The sequence below is a fragment of the Bacillus cereus group sp. Bc061 genome (genome assembly GCF_027715825.1).
Taxonomy (GTDB): domain Bacteria; phylum Bacillota; class Bacilli; order Bacillales; family Bacillaceae_G; genus Bacillus_A; species Bacillus_A paranthracis.
In genome coordinates, this window is sequence record NZ_JAQFTZ010000001.1 from 953,294 (window position 1) to 969,499 (window position 16,206).

A 16,206-nucleotide genomic window follows, 5' to 3' on the forward strand; every position below is an offset into this window, starting at 1 on the left:
AAGGAGGGATATGAGTTATTCGGGGGTAATTTCATGGGAAAAGGAGATTATGTATGAAATCATTTCGTAAATTATTACAGTATTTAAAACCATACATGTTCTTCGCTATTATTGGACCACTATTTATGGTACTTGAGGTTGCGATGGACTTAATTCAACCGACTATTATGCAACATATTATTGATGTTGGGATAGCAAATCGGGATATGAATTATGTAATAAAAATGGGGCTTCTTATGATAGGAGCTGCAGCACTCGGTTTAGTTGGAGGGCTTGGGTGTATGATGTATTCTACAAAAGCAGCTGTTAATTTCGCTACTGACATACGAAAAAATGTGTTTGCGAAAATAGAAACATTTTCTAGTGAAAATCGTGATTCGTTTGGAACTGGAAAGTTATTAACGATAGTGACAAATGATATTACATCTATTCAATCGGCGATGACGATGACATTACGTGTTCTTGTTCGTGGTCCTTTGTTATTTATCGGAAGTATCATAATTGTTTTTGTAACAGCACGCGAGTTATTTCCTATATTACTCGTAGTCGTTCCAATTTTATTACTTGCGATTATATTCATTGCGAGTAAAGCGAGCGGGACGTTCAAAAAGGTGCAAGAAGCATTAGATAAAGTGAATACAAAGTTACAAGAAAATTTATCTGGAGTACGTGTTATTAAAGCGTATGTAAGACAAAAATATGAAATTAATCAGTTTGGAAATGTTAATACAAATTTAACGAAGATAAATATTAGAGCGGTGCAGCTTATTTCCTTAATGATGCCAATCATAATGTTAGTTGTAAGCGGAGGGATTGTCGCAACATTATGGATTGGTGGAGAAAAAGTATTTAACGGGACTCTTCAAGTAGGAGCTATATTAGCGTTTATAAATTATTTGAATATCATTTTAATGTCACTTATGTCTATCAGTATGGTATTTATGCAAATCGCGCGAGCATTTCCGTCTGCGGATCGAGTACAGCAAGTTTTAAATACTGAGGTTGATATTACGAGCGAAACAAATGCGCTTGTACCTAAGGAAATTGAGGGGAATATTGATTTTAAAAATGTTAGTTATAGTTATACGAAAAATAATGAATATGTTTTAAAAGATATTTCATTTCGCATATGTAAAGGTGAAAAAGTAGGGGTTATCGGTTCTACAGGAAGTGGTAAATCTACTTTAGCAAAATTGTTACCACGCTTATACGATGTTGATCAAGGTGAAATATGTATTGATGGAATAAATGTTAAGGCATACGATTTACAAAAACTTCGTGGTTCAATCGGGTTTGTACCTCAAAAGGCATTGTTGTTTTCAGGTAGTATAGAAGAGAACTTACGTTATGGAAAAGAAGATGCAACGAAGGAAGAGCTGGAAGTGGCGGCTTCATCAGCTTGTGCGACTGAGTTTATTAACAAACTGGAAGATTCTTATCAATATCATGTAACACAAGGTGCGACGAATTTATCAGGTGGACAAAAACAACGTGTATCCATTGCAAGGGCGCTTGTGAGAAAGCCATCTATTCTTGTATTAGATGATTCTACATCAGCAGTTGATGCTAAATCAGAATCTAACATTCAATCAGCATTAAGGAGAGAATATAAAGGAACAACAACATTATTAATTGCTTCTAAAATCTCATCAATAATAGATGCTGATAAAATTCTCGTGTTAGATAATGGTGAATTAGTTGGTGATGGTACACATAAAGAACTGTTAGAACAATGCGAGGTTTATCAAGAAATCTATCTTTCCCAAGGTGGCAATTTGTATAAGGAAGGTGGGAAAGAACATGCGTAATTTTCAAGGGCAATTTGCTAATAAAGGTGGGCGTAACGCAACAAAGATGGGGAAGGCTAAAAATACGAAAGGAACTGTGATGAGAGTATGGAACTATATGGGCTATCAAAAGGCTGCTCTTACGTTCGTTATATTTTTAGTATTTGCTACAACGTTACTTGGATTATTAGGTCCTTATTTAATGGGAGTAATTATAGATCAATATATTGTACCGAAAGATTTAAATGGCACAGCAAGAATGTGCATGTTACTTATCGCAATTTATGGTATTACAGTGTTTTTAACTTGGTTACAAACATTTGTCATGGTTAACGTTGCATTAAAAACGATACAAAAAATAAGACAAGATATTTTTGAGAAAATCCAAACGCTTTCTTTACGGTTCTTTGATGTACGTTCTCAAGGGGATTTAATGAGTCGTGTAACAAATGATATAGATAATTTGAATCAAGCGTTGACACAAAGTGTTGTACAAATTATTTCATCAGCGCTAACTTTTATAGGTGTGACGATTGCGATGTTCGCATTAGATTGGATTTTAGCGATTGTTACTTTAATTACAGTACCTATTATGTTTTTCGTTACAAAAAAACTAGTTGCTTATAGTGGTAAAAACTTTGCAAAGCGTCAAAAAGATTTAGGAGAATTAAATGGATTTATTGAGGAAGCTATAACAGGTGCGGATGTTACAACGTTATATGGGAAAGAAAAAGAAACCGTACAAAATTTCAATAAAATTAATGAACAGCTAAGAGTTTCTGCAACGAAGGCGGATACATTTTCAGCTTTTATTTTTCCGAGTATGAACTTTATTAACAACTTAGGTATGGGACTTGTAATTGGGACTGGGTCAGTAATGGCTTTAAATGGAATGACAACAGTAGGTGTCATTGCAGCTTTTATTAATTATTCTCGTCAATTCTCAAGACCACTCAGTCAATTCGCAACTTTAATGAATACGATTCAAGCGGCAGTGGCTGGTGGGGAACGTGTCTTTGAAATTATGGATGAAGTACCGGAAATCAAAAATAAAAAAGATGCATTCGTTGTACAAAATTTACAAGGACATGTTGCACTCGAGAATGTTTCATTTGGGTATGAGGAAAATAAAACGATTTTAAAAGAAGTGAGTCTTAAAGCGCGGCCAGGGGAGACAATTGCTTTAGTAGGTCCAACTGGATCGGGCAAAACAACAATCATTAATTTGCTAACGCGCTTTTACGATATACAGCAAGGACAAATTCATATTGATGGAAAAAACATAAAAGAATATGATATGAATTCGTTGCGAAGTAAAATAGGAGTAGTTTTACAAGATACGTATTTATTTGCTGGGACGATTATGGATAACATACGTTATGGTCGATTAGATGCTAGTGATGAAGAGGTAATCAATGCAGCTAAGGCAGCATCTGCACATTCTTTTATAAAACATTTACCGAATCAATATGAAACGAAAATTGCTTCAGAAGGATCGAATTTAAGTCAAGGACAAAAACAACTTCTTGCGATTGCACGGGCAATTTTAGCAGATGCAGATATATTAATTCTCGACGAAGCAACATCTAATATTGATACGAGAACAGAATTACAAATACAAGAAGGACTAAACAATTTAATGAGAGGTCGAACAAGTTTCGTAATCGCTCATCGACTGAAAACGATTGAAAAAGCAGATCAAATCCTTGTTATAAAAGATGGAAGTATTATAGAAAAAGGGAATCATGAATCTCTCATGGAAGATAGAGGGTTTTACTTTGATCTGTATACGAGTCAGTTTAAAATTTAATAAGAATTTTGATATGGTGCGGTTTCTCTAGAAAGGAGAAACCGCATTTTTATATTTATAAAGATAATTAGAAATATAGACTTGAATTTTTTTAGATACACGAATTGTTAGCAAATACTAGCAACTTCAGTGCCAGACGGGAACAATAATTTACGAGGTATTGTAATAATCTCAAGAGCCATCTGGGCTGAATGGAGAAGTATTGGAGTTAACTCTAAAGCGTGTGTTAATAATAATATAAAGCTTGTTAGAATTGCAAAGCTTCCCCAAAAGAAACTTTTTGAAGTGTTACGGAAATCTTTTATTAAGGAAAAGAAAGAAAAAAATGCTGTAACAATGAGTATCAAAAATTTATATTTATCAGTCATTAAACTCCTCCTTGAGACCAGTAACTTATATTATAACGCATTTTTCTGTATTATAATAAAAAGATTTTGAAATGAGTAGTTTAAAGTCATAAATACTGCAACTTAAAGGGATGGCGGATTACCTTGATTGGAAAGGTTGGTGGTATGAAATTAAGTGAAATTCTAGTTTAGTAGAACAGAAATTTTTAAAAACGATAGGACATAAAAAGAGGATTACTTATTATGAGTATTCCTCTTTTTATAATGTTACCTCGTATAAATATGATTAGATATAGAAGATTTCTGTTTTAATACATAATAAGTAATACATGTAAGTCAGAGGTTCACCGGAAATTTCAAGTATATTTACAAAACATATATTTAAAAAGAAAAAAATGAGAATTTGAATTTAATTAATTACTATTGAAATAGCACTAAAAACTAATAAGACAGCCATAATGATGTTAAATGATGTAGTATGTTTTAATAAAAGTTTTTGGAACATAGAACCAAATAAGCTCCAACTGAATGTACTCATTAACCCGACTACACCTAGAAATAATGAGAAGAGTAGAAAACTTGAATATGAATTATAGTAAGGGAGAATAAAAGTTGACACTACAGTCAGCCCGAATAGTATCCCTTTAGGATTAACAAATTGAAGAAAAATCCCGACTGTAAATAAGTTTTTATTATGTTTTTCATCTGGATCTGCACTAGTTTTACTAGTGAGTATTTTAAAGGCTAAATATAGCATGTATGCTACACCTAAAATTTTTAAAGGGAATTCAATTATAGGTAGGATATTAATTAGTACAATATTAAAGAAGCTACATAAGGAAGTGAGGATGAAAAAACCGAAAGCTACTCCAAAGCAAAATTGCATACTCTTTTTTAAACCATGTTGATTGGCGTATGTCATAGCTAAGAAATTGTTAGGACCGGGTGTGAAGCTACTTATAATAACAAATAACAAAAAAGAGAATATAGGCATTTCAAAACCCCCTAATTATTTGGTGTATGTTATAATGACCGAAAATAACAATATAAAGTGTGCTTTTTATTATACATAACGGTCGTTATATTGTATATAGTTTAGGAGTGTTTCTTATGGAAGAAATTCAACTTATTCTGGCAAAAAATTTAAAAACAATACGAGAGAAAGAAAAATTAAGTTTAGAAAAAGTTGCCCAATTAACAGGTGTGAGTAAAACAATGATTGGACAAATTGAACGTGGAGAGTCAAGTCCAACATTAACAACGATATGGAAAATAGCTAATGGGTTGAAAGTGTCTTTTACTTCTTTAATTAATAATCCGCAACCGGATACGAAAGTCGTTTTACGAAGTGATGTTCAAGCATTATTAGAAGACAATGGGAGATATAAAGTGTATCCATCTTTTCCTTTTCAAGATAATAGGAACTTTGAAATCTATACAGTTGAAATTGAAACTGAAGGAAAATTAAGTTCGGAAGGTCATAAAGAAGGGACCGAAGAATTTATAACGGTATTTGAAGGGGAATTGACAATTGAAATAAATGATTGTCAATATAAATTAAATAGTGGGGATTCAATTCGCTTTAAGGCGGATAGACCACACTCTTATCATAATTTCGGAAGAACGCTAACTAGGTTAAGTATGACCATACATTATCCGGTTATATAAATTTACTATTATACGAAGAATATAAAGAAAAGTGCGTTGATAAACCATCTATAAAAGATGGTTTTATTTTTGAAATTCATAAAAAAGGACACTCGTTTGAGTGTCAACATAGTATTGCTCTCGCGTATAGGATTGGAGTTTGTTTCTCATATACGTATTGAGATGGTTCGCATTTGAGAAACTACCTTCACCTTTAATGTAACATTGGCAGAGAGCAGTGTAAATTGATAATGTATATACGGAAAATTTAGTATAGATACTTTGTACTATGAATATAGTACAAAGTGTTTCTTATTGCAAAATCACTGTCGTGAAGTTATTAATATATAAGCTTAAGGAATGATGTAATAGTTACTATTTTAGCATTTAAGAATGGTTATTATAAAAAAGAACGAATCATTTTTTAATCGATTCGTATAATTGTTAAAGAGGCACCTGTTGAACCACCCCCAACTAAATTAACTATGGATAATACGCCGAATAGTTGAAGTGAAATTGTATTACCAGCAATTAAATTAATTATTAAATTATTATTATAATTTGAAGTTGATAATGCGGGTGAAAAGATAGATCCGGAAAGTGGAGTCGAAGAGTTTAATAGTAGCGATTTAGTATTTTGGAATGGAACTATCATTTTATTATATTAATACTACTAGTTATAGTAACGGTAAAAAGTTTACTTTATGTAAAATCATTTGAGTATGAAAAAGTAGTTATGGAATTTTTCTAAAATGATAGAGGTTTTATTTTGTTAATTAGTAAACAAAATGTGAAATGAGGTAGAAAATTGAACAGCGATGAAAAATTATCTTTGAATAAAGGTATGGTAAGACCAGAAAATATTGGACCTACTTTTCCGGTTCTTCCGCCAATTTATATTCCAACGGGAGCAACGGGAGCAACAGGAGCAACAGGGTCAACAGGAGCAACAGGGTCAACGGGAGCAACAGGGTCAACGGGAGCAACAGGAGTAACGGGAGCAACAGGGTCAACGGGAGCAACGGGAGCAACAGGAGTAACGGGAGCAACAGGATCAAGGGGAACAACGGGAGCAACAGGAGCAACAGGGTCAACGGGAGCAACAGGATCAGCGGGAACAACGGGAGCAACAGGAGCAACAGGAGTAACGGGAGCAACAGGAGTAACGGGAGCAACAGGAGTAACAGGAGTAACAGGGACAACAGGAGCAACAGGAGTAACAGGAGCAACAGGAGCAACGGGAGCAACAGGAGCAACGGGAGCAACAGGGGCAACAGGAGTAACAGGGACAACAGGAGCAACGGGAGCAACAGGGGCAACAGGGACAACAGGAGCAACGGGAGCAACAGGAGCAACGGGAGTAACAGGAACAACAGGAACAACAGGTCCAACTGGAGTTATTGGCCCCATAACAACAACTAATTTATTATTTTACACTTTTTCAGATGGAGAAAAACTTACATATATAGATTCAGATGGGCTAGCTCAATATGGTACAACTCACATATTATCTCCTGATGAGGTTTCTTACATTAATTTGTTTATTAATGGAATACTTCAACCACAGCCATTATATCAGGTTAGTACTGGCCAGCTAACTTTATTAGATAATCAACCACCATCACAAGGTTCTTCAATTATTTTACAATTTATCATTATTAATTAAAAAAGACAGATTCTTAAATAAGAAGGATCTGTCTTTTTGCTCTACATTAAAATAGTTAAAACTAAGTGACGATAAATTCGATTGTAATTGGAATTCCACCGTCTAATGCATCTCCGCCAGGAATTGTAATAGCACCAGTAGGTCCAGTAGTAACACTGGAGTTCACACTAGGTTGAAGAATGCCGTTTACATATAAGTTGTAATACGTAAAAGTCGGAAAAGCAGTTGCAGTAGTGCCAGCATCGTTTAAACAAGCTGTAGCAGCAATTGCAAAAGCTGCACCTGTTCCTGTACCAGCTCCTAGTGTAGATGTAAATCTTCTAGATGCCATAAATGGTTGAATAATTGGCAATTAATTCTCACTCCCTATATTGTTTTTTGGAACGAAGTATACAATAACTTGTCCACTATATTGTATGAGAGTTTTTGATAATAGAAACGGCTTTATGATAATAGAAGGAACATAATTTAAGTAAAGATATTATTGTTATTTATTTGAAAAGGTGGTGTTATTACTTATTATTTGTAAGTTATTGGTTATATGCTAATGCTTAGTTTTAATATTTAAATTAAAATGTGCTTTTAAACCTAAGAGATAAACGTGGAAAAATAAAATAAACTTCTAAGTTTAGGTGTTTAATCTAAGCAGTCAATTATTAAAAACATATAATTAATATGTGAGTCATGAACATAATTAAATAACGTTTTAAAGTTTAATTATTATTCATGTTTCCTATTTTAAGTGAATTAAATCTATGCACAATTTTATAGTTCTTATAATAGGAAAATACTCAAATAAAAGAAAGGTAAGGAGGAAATAAATGAAACATAATGATTGTTTTGGTCATAACAACTGCAATAATCCGATTGTTTTCACACCAGATTGTTGTAACAATCCACAAACAGTTCCAATTACTAGCGAACAATTAGGAAGATTAATAACTTTACTAAACTCTTTAATTGCGGCTATTGCAGCGTTTTTTGCAAATCCAAGTGATGCAAACAGATTAGCTTTACTCAATTTGTTTACTCAGCTATTGAACTTGCTAAATGAATTAGCACCTTCTCCAGAAGGAAATTTCTTAAAACAATTAATTCAAAGTATTATTAACTTACTTCAATCCCCTAATCCAAATCTAAGTCAATTACTTTCTTTATTACAACAATTCTTCAGTGCTCTTGCACCATTCTTCTTCTCTTTAATTCTTGATCCTGCAAGCTTACAACTTCTATTAAACTTATTAGTTCAACTAATTGGTGCTACTCCAGGAGGAGGAGCAACAGGTCCAACAGGTCCAACAGGTCCAGGAGGAGGAGCAACAGGTCCAACAGGTCCAACAGGTCCAGGAGGAGGAGCAACAGGTCCAACAGGAGCGACAGGTCCAACAGGTCCAACAGGAGCGACGGGTCCAGCAGGTACTGGTGGTGCAACAGGTTTAACAGGAGCAACAGGCCCAACGGGAGCAACAGGTCTAGCAGGAGCAACAGGCCCGACAGGAGCAACAGGTCTAACAGGAGCAACAGGCCCGACAGGAGCAACAGGTCTAGCAGGAGCAACAGGCCTAACGGGAGCAACGGGAGCAACTGGAGCAACTGGTGGCGGAGCTATTATTCCATTCGCTTCGGGTACAACACCAGCTGCGTTAGTTAACGCGTTAATAGCTAATACAGGAACTCTCCTTGGGTTTGGTTTTAGTCAGCCTGGTATAGCTTTAACGGGTGGAACAAGTATCACGTTAGCGTTAGGTGTAGGTGATTATGCATTTGTAGCACCACGCGCAGGTGTTATTACGTCATTAGCAGGTTTCTTTAGTGCAACAGCTGCATTATCTCCATTATCACCTGTTCAAGTGCAGATACAAATATTAACTGCACCAGCTGCAAGTAATACGTTTACAGTACAAGGCGCACCTCTATTATTAACACCAGCATTTGCTGCAATCGCAATTGGTTCTACAGCATCAGGGATCATACCTGAAGCTATTCCAGTAGCAGCTGGGGATAAAGTATTATTATATGTTTCCTTAACAGCAGCAAGTCCAATAGCTGCAGTAGCTGGATTTGTAAGTGCAGGTATTAATATCGTCTAGTTTGCTGTAATGTCTGTTAGAAATTTGAACTGGCATTTGTATATAGCCCTTCCTAATTGTATTAGGAAGGGCTATATTTTATGGAAAGATAGGCGATAAATCAATTGAGAAAGTACTCTTTGTTAAAAAATCAAAATTTATGATTTATAATCTATTGTTTATGGAATAAGTTATAGGATATGAAAAATTATCTATAAATAAAAAAGATGAATTCTATTAGAAATAGAATTCATCTTTTAAATAAAAGGGAAGTAATTTATTTATCGTGAGTGTTAAAATGTTATTGTACAAATTAGTAATCAACTATTTGTTTTTATTACAGTTACATCCTTTTTTCTTTACATAGCCTTGATTGGCTAAGTCTCTTTGTGATTGGGAATTGGAAGATTGAGAATTCGAAGACTGAGAGGATGTTGATGAACTACTATTTTTATTATGAGAGTAGTTTTTTCGATAGTTATAATTACTCATAGTACTATCACCTCCAATTAAATATATAACTATTATATGTAGCTATTCTATTAATTGTTACGATAATAAATAGGAATGGGTATATAATAAAAAAATCTCCTACGTATTTTCCGAGGAGATAAATAATTGTCCTTTCATAATATAAATTAATATCCCCAGTAAAGAGGAAAATAATATGAATCTTGGTAATATAAGTTTTGTTGTGGATTAGGAGGATGAGTTGCAGGGGGTATCGTTCCGCGGTTCTGATTACAATTTGCTGGAGGACCGATTACTGTAGTGGATTGAATAGGGGATACCGCTTGTTTCCATTGTTGCTCATCGAGACAGTAAGTATGGGCCATTATATTAGTGGGAGTTAATCTTAACATGTCAGAACCAAAAATAACTTCTGGTGTTGGTGCGTCGAAGATTGCTAATAAATGAGTGTTATCTGCTGTAGCAATTTCATAATGCCACCAAGCTTGTGGAATGTTGGCAACTTGCCCCGGTTTTATTGGTAAGTTTAATATTTGATTTGTAAAAGGATTAAGTAAAGAAACAACTGCAGAGCCTGAAATGCAGTAAACAAGTTCAGCTGCATTTTGATGTATGTGCGGCTCTACAACATTTCCTGTACTTAAATAGATATCTAATAAAGAAGTGTTTTCTAACGTATTTAATTGTTTCTCGCCAAGTACGTTTATATAGTTTTGAGCATCTTTTTGAAAAAAATTACTTTTATTTAAATCATAAGTGAAATTAATTGAGGGGGAAGTGTAGTCGATATTGGAACTCAATTGTATTACCTGCCTTTCTATTAGTAAGTAAGGTTACAAAATTAGGATATGTGTCTATTGTTGGTTGTGTGCAGTTGTTGGTATCTTATTAAATTTGCTTATTTCATAAAGAATATGGGGTGTATTTCGTATCATAAAAAACAGACCAATACTTTTTATAAGAAGCATTGGTCTATTTTTTATGATAGTTTTTGCTGAATAATTAATTGTGCTTTAGCGGTATTGGCATAATTGAGCCAATCTAATACCAAGTTTTGTTTTAAATCAAAGTAGATTTCTATGACGTCAAAATGGGATACCTTTGTTTTAAGTGGAACAGGTATACCGTTTACTTTTGCATTTTTCATGTTATGTGCAATTTTTGGAAATGCAGAGAAAGTAAAATCAATAATTGTAGCACCATCTGGTAAATAAATAGGTTGTAAATCTGAAGTATAAGCCGTTATGGTATTTTCAAATAGTTCGTACGATACTAGATTGTGGAACGCAATTGGATCTGTAGTTAATAAATTGTTATGCACAATTGTATCATTCATTATTTTATAAGATATGGATTGAATATCCATAGTTTCATTATTCAATAAAGAAAAAATACCATTATTTTTTAATCTTTTTGCAAGTTTTGTTTGAATGATAATTGTTTGTTCAGTATCATTCATATTGATTTTAGTTTTTAAATTGCTATTAAAATGGCTGTTTTCAAGTGCCATATTGTCTTCGAAATAGTTTATAGTTGGATTGTATAATTGATGTATCATTCCAAGAATTTTATAGCAATCTAGTACACTTGTAGTTGTAATACAAATTTGTGAAACCTCTGATACGTTTTGTATTTCTTGTAATTGTGAGTAAGTAGTATAAATCGGAGGGAACTCATAGTTTATTTCAAATGAAAGGTTAGTATCATAAAAAGAATGAATTGCTCTTCTTAAATCAGTTATATTTTTTTGAAGATGTGGAACATATCCCGTTAAGAATTTAAGTACCTTGCTATATCTTTCTTTATGTAAATATTGAAAAGCAAGATTTTCTAATTCATACTGGATTGTATATAATCCAAGTCGCTTTGCAAGTGGCGCAAAAAGTGTTAATGTTTCATTCGCATATGCTACTTGTTTCGCGGGTTTTTTAACATTCAAAGTTTTTATATTATGAAGGCGATCTATAACTTTAATAATGCCAACACGTATATCATGTTGAGAGGATAATAGTAATTTTTTAAAATTAATTGCTTCGTATAATACTTTGTTTTGATCTTGTTGTTTTTTCCCTTTTGTTAATCCATTTACAATATATCGAATAGTCGCACCGAAATGTGATTCGATTTCTTCTAGAGAATATTCGGTATCTTCTACAACATCGTGTAATAAAGCAGCAATCAATGTTGTAATGTCAGCTTTATAATTTAGCAGTATTTCTGTAATTGCGAAAGGATGAATAATATATGGTTCCCCAGTTTGACGGTATTGTCCATCATGTGCTTGCTCTGCAAAATATATAGCTTTTTTCAAGAGTTTTAATTCATTAGATTGTAGATAATTTGCCTTTTGTAATAATACCTCGCTCATATAAATCCGTCCCTTAAAATTATTTTTAATAGTAATTCTATATAATAGAATAAATCCCCTTTGAAATTATTTTAATTATGTAAAAAATAAAGGTGTTGAGATGAAACTATATTCGTATATCCATTCATACTTTGGATTGATGGAAAAAAGTAAAGAACGTGTTAATTTAATATTACATCAATCATTAATAAGGGGTGAAGGTTCATGTCATTTAGTGAAATGATTAGAAATGAAGTGCTCAGCTGGGCAGGTGTCTCTGAAAAACCGCATCGATTTGGCGGCATTGAAATAAATTATGGCAAGAAAGAACTTGGTCATCTGCATGGAGATAAGTTAGTTGATTTACCATTTCCAAAGTTAAAGCGGGATGAATTAGTAAACCAAGGATTTGTCAAACCACATCACGTATTACCTGAATCAGGATGGATAAGTTATTATATAAAGAGTGAAGAGGATATACCATTTGCAATTGAGTTATTTCGTATGCAATATGACCGAATAAAAAAATAATGTAATAAAATAGATGAGTAAAAATATATTTTCATGTCACATCCCTCCTTAATCGTTCGTCTTGTATGTAGAACGATAAGGAGGGATTTTATTATGAAGAAATTTGATGTAGCAATTGTTGGTGGTGGCCTTGCTGGATTAACAGCGTCTATATATTTAGCGAAAGCTGGAAGAAAAGTGATTGTTTTAGAAAAGTCCAATCGCTTTGGTGGTCGAGGGATGACTATTAATAAAAATGGGATCTGTATGAATCTTGGTGCACACGCCTTATATAGAGGAGGAGCCGCATTTTTAACTTTTAATGAGCTCGGTATGAATCTACCGGGTGGAATTCCATCTACAAAAGCACATGGAATATGGAAAGGGGATATTTTCACCATACCAACAGATTTCCGTTCAATTTTATCAACACCACTACTTTCGTGGTCTGCAAAAGTACAATTCTCACGTCTTATGATTCGTTTAGGGAATTTAGATGTAAGAAAAGTTCAAAAAGTGAGCCTAACTACATGGGCAGAAAATGAAATAAAAGATCCAATGGTTCGCAATATATTTTATGCGCTATGCCGAACAACAACATATACGTTTGCTCCTACAATACAATTAGCATCATCTGTACTAAAGCAAATACAGCTTTCGATAAAAGATGGGGTATTTTATGTAGATGGTGGCTGGGAGACGATAATAACAAAATTAAGAGACATTGCGAATCATGCCGGGGTGCAATTTTTGGATAAAAAGCATGTTTTGGAAATAGAGCATTACGAAGATAAACAAAGAATATATTGTTTTGATGATGAGGTATTTGAAGTAGGTACAGTCATTGTGACGACTCCACCGAAAGAAGCTTGTAACATAATTAAAGGTGTGGAAGGAACAAGTTTGTATAGATGGAGTGAACAATCGGTACCGGTTACTGTTGCTGCATTAGATATTGGTTTGAGACGATTACCTAATCCGACACATCAATTTGCGTTAGGGTTAGATCAGCCTATATTTTTCACGAATCAATCAAGAGCAGCTAAATTAAGTGATGATGGATCAATTGCAGTGAGTTTAATTAAGTACCATAATCCTGTACTAGAGATGAAACATACTCATGAAGATAAAGAACAGTTAGAAAGTACAATGGATTTGCTACATCCAAATTGGAAAAGAGAAGTTGTTGCGCAACAATATTTACCGAAAATAACAGTAGTATATGATTTTCCTCATATAAACCGAGTTGAAAAATCAGGTCCTAATATCCCTGAAATGCCAGGTGTTTACGTTGCAGGTGATTGGACTGGGCATGATGAAATATTAGCTGATGCTGCAGTAGCAAGTGGAAAACGTGCAGCGTTACACATTTTAAAGCAATTAGAAAGTGAGGGAGTTCATCATGGAAACGGAGCAATTATATGAAGCGTATCAACCATTATTATTTTCGTTAGCATATAGAATCCTTGGGAGTGTTATGGATGCTGAGGATATCGTTCAGGATGTATTTATCTCGTTAAATAATATAGAGGATCTTCAGTCTATAGAAAATATGAAAGCATATTTGTGTAAGATGGCGACAAATCGTTCAATTGATAAATTACGTTCGGCAGCGCATAAACGTAACGTGTACGTAGGGATGTGGTTACCAGAGCCACTTGTAGAAGAAAGTAATGAGCCATCAGAGTCATTTGTTATGAAAGAATCCCTTTCCACAGCATATTTATTACTTTTACAACAACTGTCTGAGGTAGAAAGGATTGTTTTCATATTAAGAGAGGTTTTCAGTTATGAATACGAAGAAATAGCTTCAATTGTTGATAAGAGTAGTGTGAACTGTAGAAAGATCTTTCAACGGGCACGAAATAGTATATTGGATAAGCCGAAGCAATCAACATTAAGTACGAAGAAAATGGCTGATTATGTTGAAAAGTTTGTATCATCACTACAATGTGGTGATGCGCAAGGTATGTTAGAAGTATTAAAAACAGATGCGATATTGAAAGCAGATGGTGGTGGTAAAGTTACAACTGCGATTCATCCAATCTATTCTGCAGATAGAATTATTCGTTTATTCTCTGGAATTAGAAGTAAGTTCCCATCAGCGTACAATGTTGATTATAAGATAGTAAATGGTGCCCCAGGTGTTATTGTTAAAGTGAAAAACAAAGTGACTTATGTACTTTCATTCACATTTGAGAATGAGAAAATCTCAAATATTTATATGATGGTTAATCCTGAAAAACTTATGCACTTAAATAGAATAGTATAAAAAAGACGCATTTCTTTAGAAGTGCGTCTTTTTATTATTTTTCTAACATTTCAAGAGGTACATCTTTTTCGCCAGCTACCTCAAATTTAATTTCCCCGTCTTCTTCATAAATACGTGTAATAATCGGTATAGTAATCATTAATTTTTTGTGCTGCTTTCGTTTTCGAGCAGCATCTAAGCTAATCACGTTCATTTGTAAGCATCCTTTCTTCTAGAAATATATAAACAAAGAAAATGCGTCCGGAAAGGGCGCTTAATTGAATTTGAAATACCGATTCATTTAAATGGGGTTTATATGATTTAACAACTGCAATTGAATTAAAAATAGTATGAATGGAATAATTGCACGTAGAAATTAACTTTACCAAAAAACGAAACAATATGCTATAAAAAATTATAAATCTTTGTCATATAACGAGAAAAAGGTTTTTGTTTCGCATATAATGAAAGTAGACGAGCAACAAGAGCTTTTTCATCATATTGCTTTAGAAAGGCGATGAAAAAAATGGATACATTAAATTCATTATTATTTCAACTTGAACAATATGGAGAAGAGCATGATCGAAATAAAAAAACACGGGAAGAAAAATTACGGAATATTTCTCGTGAGATGGGGCAATTTTTATCAATTTTAGTAAAAGGGTGTAGCGCAATAAACATTTTAGAAATTGGAACTTCTAATGGTTATTCTACATTGTGGTTAGCTAATGCGGTAGAAGAAACAAATGGAAATGTAACAACTGTGGAGCTTTCTTCAGAACGAGTTGGAGAGGCACTTGTCAATTTTGAAAAGGCAAACTTGTTGCAAAGGATTGATGTTCACAATCAAGAAGCAGGGGCATTTTTAGATTCACAACTAGATCATTCATTTGATTTTATTTTCCTAGATTCAGAGCGTACGCAATACATGTGGTGGCTTGAACATATAAAACGCATTTTACAACCACAAGGTCTTCTTGTTGTCGATAATGCTACTTCTCATGCGAGTGAATTAGCTGAGTTTATAAAAATGATTGAAGAAGATAAAATGTTTGAAACAGTGTTATTGGCATTTCAAAATGGTGCATTTGTAGCGCGTAAGAAGCAATAGGATTGAACGCAATATAATTATCACATTGAAAAAGGGTGTATGTCAAAAGATTGAGTACAGTAGGATGGGAAGGTCGTAATTTATATACGTAACATACGAAGAATCCGCCTTCAGCATGTCGGTCTCTAGGTCTTAAGTCTGAGGAAAATTATGTTGTTTACAGGTATACTTATAGTAAGAAACAGGGAAT

The 16,206-nt window shown here is 33.7% G+C and carries 15 protein-coding genes and 1 pseudogene; 9 read left to right on the plus strand and 7 right to left on the minus strand.

Features of this window, described 5'->3' with window-relative positions:
- Nucleotides 1–53 precede the first annotated feature (53 nt).
- Complete coding sequence (locus tag PDQ40_RS04905; protein WP_000834809.1) at nt 54–1,808, plus strand: ABC transporter ATP-binding protein; 1,755 nt, start codon at nt 54–56, stop codon at nt 1,806–1,808.
- Nucleotides 1,801–3,597: an ABC transporter ATP-binding protein gene (locus tag PDQ40_RS04910; protein ID WP_001243538.1), complete on the plus strand. Its 1,797-nt coding sequence runs from the start codon at nt 1,801–1,803 to the stop codon at nt 3,595–3,597. Before PDQ40_RS04905 ends, PDQ40_RS04910 begins: the two co-directional genes overlap by 8 nt.
- Before the next feature lie 107 nt (nt 3,598–3,704).
- Here PDQ40_RS04910 and PDQ40_RS04915 read toward each other — a convergent pair whose 3' ends face one another.
- Together PDQ40_RS04915 and PDQ40_RS04920 are read right to left on the minus strand one after the other, a co-directional pair.
- A complete protein-coding gene (locus PDQ40_RS04915; RefSeq protein WP_000130517.1) occupies nt 3,705–3,965 on the minus strand; it encodes a hypothetical protein in 261 nt (86 codons plus the stop codon).
- A gap of 388 nt (nt 3,966–4,353) precedes the next feature.
- Nucleotides 4,354–4,938 (minus strand): LysE family transporter, encoded by a 585-nt coding sequence (locus PDQ40_RS04920; protein ID WP_049122404.1) that lies wholly within the window; start codon nt 4,936–4,938, stop codon nt 4,354–4,356.
- 59 nt (nt 4,939–4,997) lie between these two features.
- Between PDQ40_RS04920 and PDQ40_RS04925 the strand changes: the two genes are divergently transcribed.
- Entirely contained in the window at nt 4,998–5,612 is a 615-nt protein-coding gene (locus PDQ40_RS04925) for a helix-turn-helix domain-containing protein (protein ID WP_117611404.1), read from the plus strand.
- A gap of 403 nt (nt 5,613–6,015) precedes the next feature.
- Here the strand turns inward: PDQ40_RS04925 and PDQ40_RS04930 are convergent.
- Nucleotides 6,016–6,216 (minus strand): annotated as a pseudogene (locus PDQ40_RS04930) (BclA C-terminal domain-containing protein); the annotation flags it as partial.
- A gap of 183 nt (nt 6,217–6,399) precedes the next feature.
- On the opposite strand from PDQ40_RS04930, the gene PDQ40_RS04935 reads away from it, so the two are divergent.
- Nucleotides 6,400–7,257 carry a DUF4183 domain-containing protein gene (locus PDQ40_RS04935; protein WP_270691259.1) on the plus strand — a complete coding sequence of 286 codons (858 nt, stop codon included), beginning with the start codon at nt 6,400–6,402 and terminating at the stop codon, nt 7,255–7,257.
- A gap of 61 nt (nt 7,258–7,318) precedes the next feature.
- On the opposite strand, the gene PDQ40_RS04940 is transcribed toward PDQ40_RS04935, so the two are convergent.
- The gene (locus PDQ40_RS04940) at nt 7,319–7,609 is read right to left on the minus strand and encodes a DUF4183 domain-containing protein (RefSeq protein WP_001121647.1); all 291 of its coding nucleotides are present in this window, start codon (nt 7,607–7,609) and stop codon (nt 7,319–7,321) included.
- Between the two features lie 469 nt (nt 7,610–8,078).
- Here PDQ40_RS04940 and PDQ40_RS04945 point away from each other — a divergent pair, with 469 nt between their 5' ends.
- Nucleotides 8,079–9,347 carry an exosporium glycoprotein BclB-related protein gene (locus PDQ40_RS04945; protein WP_270691260.1) on the plus strand — a complete coding sequence of 423 codons (1,269 nt, stop codon included), beginning with the start codon at nt 8,079–8,081 and terminating at the stop codon, nt 9,345–9,347.
- A 617-nt stretch (nt 9,348–9,964) separates the two neighbouring features.
- On the opposite strand, the gene PDQ40_RS04950 is transcribed toward PDQ40_RS04945, so the two are convergent.
- Together PDQ40_RS04950 and PDQ40_RS04955 are read right to left on the minus strand one after the other, a co-directional pair.
- Nucleotides 9,965–10,597 carry a cupin domain-containing protein gene (locus PDQ40_RS04950; protein ID WP_000097590.1) on the minus strand — a complete coding sequence of 211 codons (633 nt, stop codon included), beginning with the start codon at nt 10,595–10,597 and terminating at the stop codon, nt 9,965–9,967.
- A gap of 179 nt (nt 10,598–10,776) precedes the next feature.
- Complete coding sequence (locus tag PDQ40_RS04955; protein WP_000005706.1) at nt 10,777–12,165, minus strand: HD domain-containing protein; 1,389 nt, start codon at nt 12,163–12,165, stop codon at nt 10,777–10,779.
- Nucleotides 12,166–12,369: 204 nt separating this feature from the next.
- On the opposite strand from PDQ40_RS04955, the gene PDQ40_RS04960 reads away from it, so the two are divergent.
- The 3 genes from PDQ40_RS04960 to PDQ40_RS04970 all read left to right on the plus strand — a co-directional run bounded on the left by PDQ40_RS04960 (nt 12,370) and on the right by PDQ40_RS04970 (nt 14,926).
- Entirely contained in the window at nt 12,370–12,675 is a 306-nt protein-coding gene (locus PDQ40_RS04960; protein WP_270691261.1) for a luciferase domain-containing protein, read from the plus strand.
- A 93-nt stretch (nt 12,676–12,768) separates the two neighbouring features.
- The gene (locus PDQ40_RS04965) at nt 12,769–14,079 is read left to right on the plus strand and encodes a phytoene desaturase family protein (protein ID WP_000712990.1); all 1,311 of its coding nucleotides are present in this window, start codon (nt 12,769–12,771) and stop codon (nt 14,077–14,079) included.
- Nucleotides 14,057–14,926, plus strand: a complete 870-nt coding sequence (locus PDQ40_RS04970; RefSeq protein WP_000447135.1) for an RNA polymerase sigma-70 factor — start codon at nt 14,057–14,059, stop codon at nt 14,924–14,926. Before PDQ40_RS04965 ends, PDQ40_RS04970 begins: the two co-directional genes overlap by 23 nt.
- Nucleotides 14,927–14,960: 34 nt before the next feature.
- Here the strand turns inward: PDQ40_RS04970 and PDQ40_RS04975 are convergent, their stop codons facing one another.
- Nucleotides 14,961–15,119, minus strand: coding sequence for a hypothetical protein (locus PDQ40_RS04975; RefSeq protein WP_001100984.1), 159 nt, complete (start codon nt 15,117–15,119; stop codon nt 14,961–14,963).
- A gap of 303 nt (nt 15,120–15,422) precedes the next feature.
- On the opposite strand from PDQ40_RS04975, the gene PDQ40_RS04980 reads away from it, so the two are divergent.
- Nucleotides 15,423–16,016, plus strand: a complete 594-nt coding sequence (locus PDQ40_RS04980) for an O-methyltransferase (protein ID WP_001997477.1) — start codon at nt 15,423–15,425, stop codon at nt 16,014–16,016.
- Nucleotides 16,017–16,206: the final 190 nt, after the last annotated feature.

Coding starts and splice junctions, on each gene's coding strand:
- PDQ40_RS04905 (WP_000834809.1), top strand. CDS start 54: ATGAAATCATTTCGTAAATTATTACAGTATTTAAAACCATACATGTTC.
- PDQ40_RS04960 (WP_270691261.1), top strand. CDS start 12,370: ATGTCATTTAGTGAAATGATTAGAAATGAAGTGCTCAGCTGGGCAGGT.
- PDQ40_RS04945 (WP_270691260.1), top strand. CDS start 8,079: ATGAAACATAATGATTGTTTTGGTCATAACAACTGCAATAATCCGATT.
- PDQ40_RS04915 (WP_000130517.1), bottom strand. CDS start 3,965: ATGACTGATAAATATAAATTTTTGATACTCATTGTTACAGCATTTTTT.
- PDQ40_RS04980 (WP_001997477.1), top strand. CDS start 15,423: ATGAAAAAAATGGATACATTAAATTCATTATTATTTCAACTTGAACAA.
- PDQ40_RS04965 (WP_000712990.1), top strand. CDS start 12,769: ATGAAGAAATTTGATGTAGCAATTGTTGGTGGTGGCCTTGCTGGATTA.
- PDQ40_RS04970 (WP_000447135.1), top strand. CDS start 14,057: ATGGAAACGGAGCAATTATATGAAGCGTATCAACCATTATTATTTTCG.
- PDQ40_RS04955 (WP_000005706.1), bottom strand. CDS start 12,165: ATGAGCGAGGTATTATTACAAAAGGCAAATTATCTACAATCTAATGAA.
- PDQ40_RS04910 (WP_001243538.1), top strand. CDS start 1,801: ATGCGTAATTTTCAAGGGCAATTTGCTAATAAAGGTGGGCGTAACGCA.
- PDQ40_RS04920 (WP_049122404.1), bottom strand. CDS start 4,938: ATGCCTATATTCTCTTTTTTGTTATTTGTTATTATAAGTAGCTTCACA.
- PDQ40_RS04975 (WP_001100984.1), bottom strand. CDS start 15,119: ATGAACGTGATTAGCTTAGATGCTGCTCGAAAACGAAAGCAGCACAAA.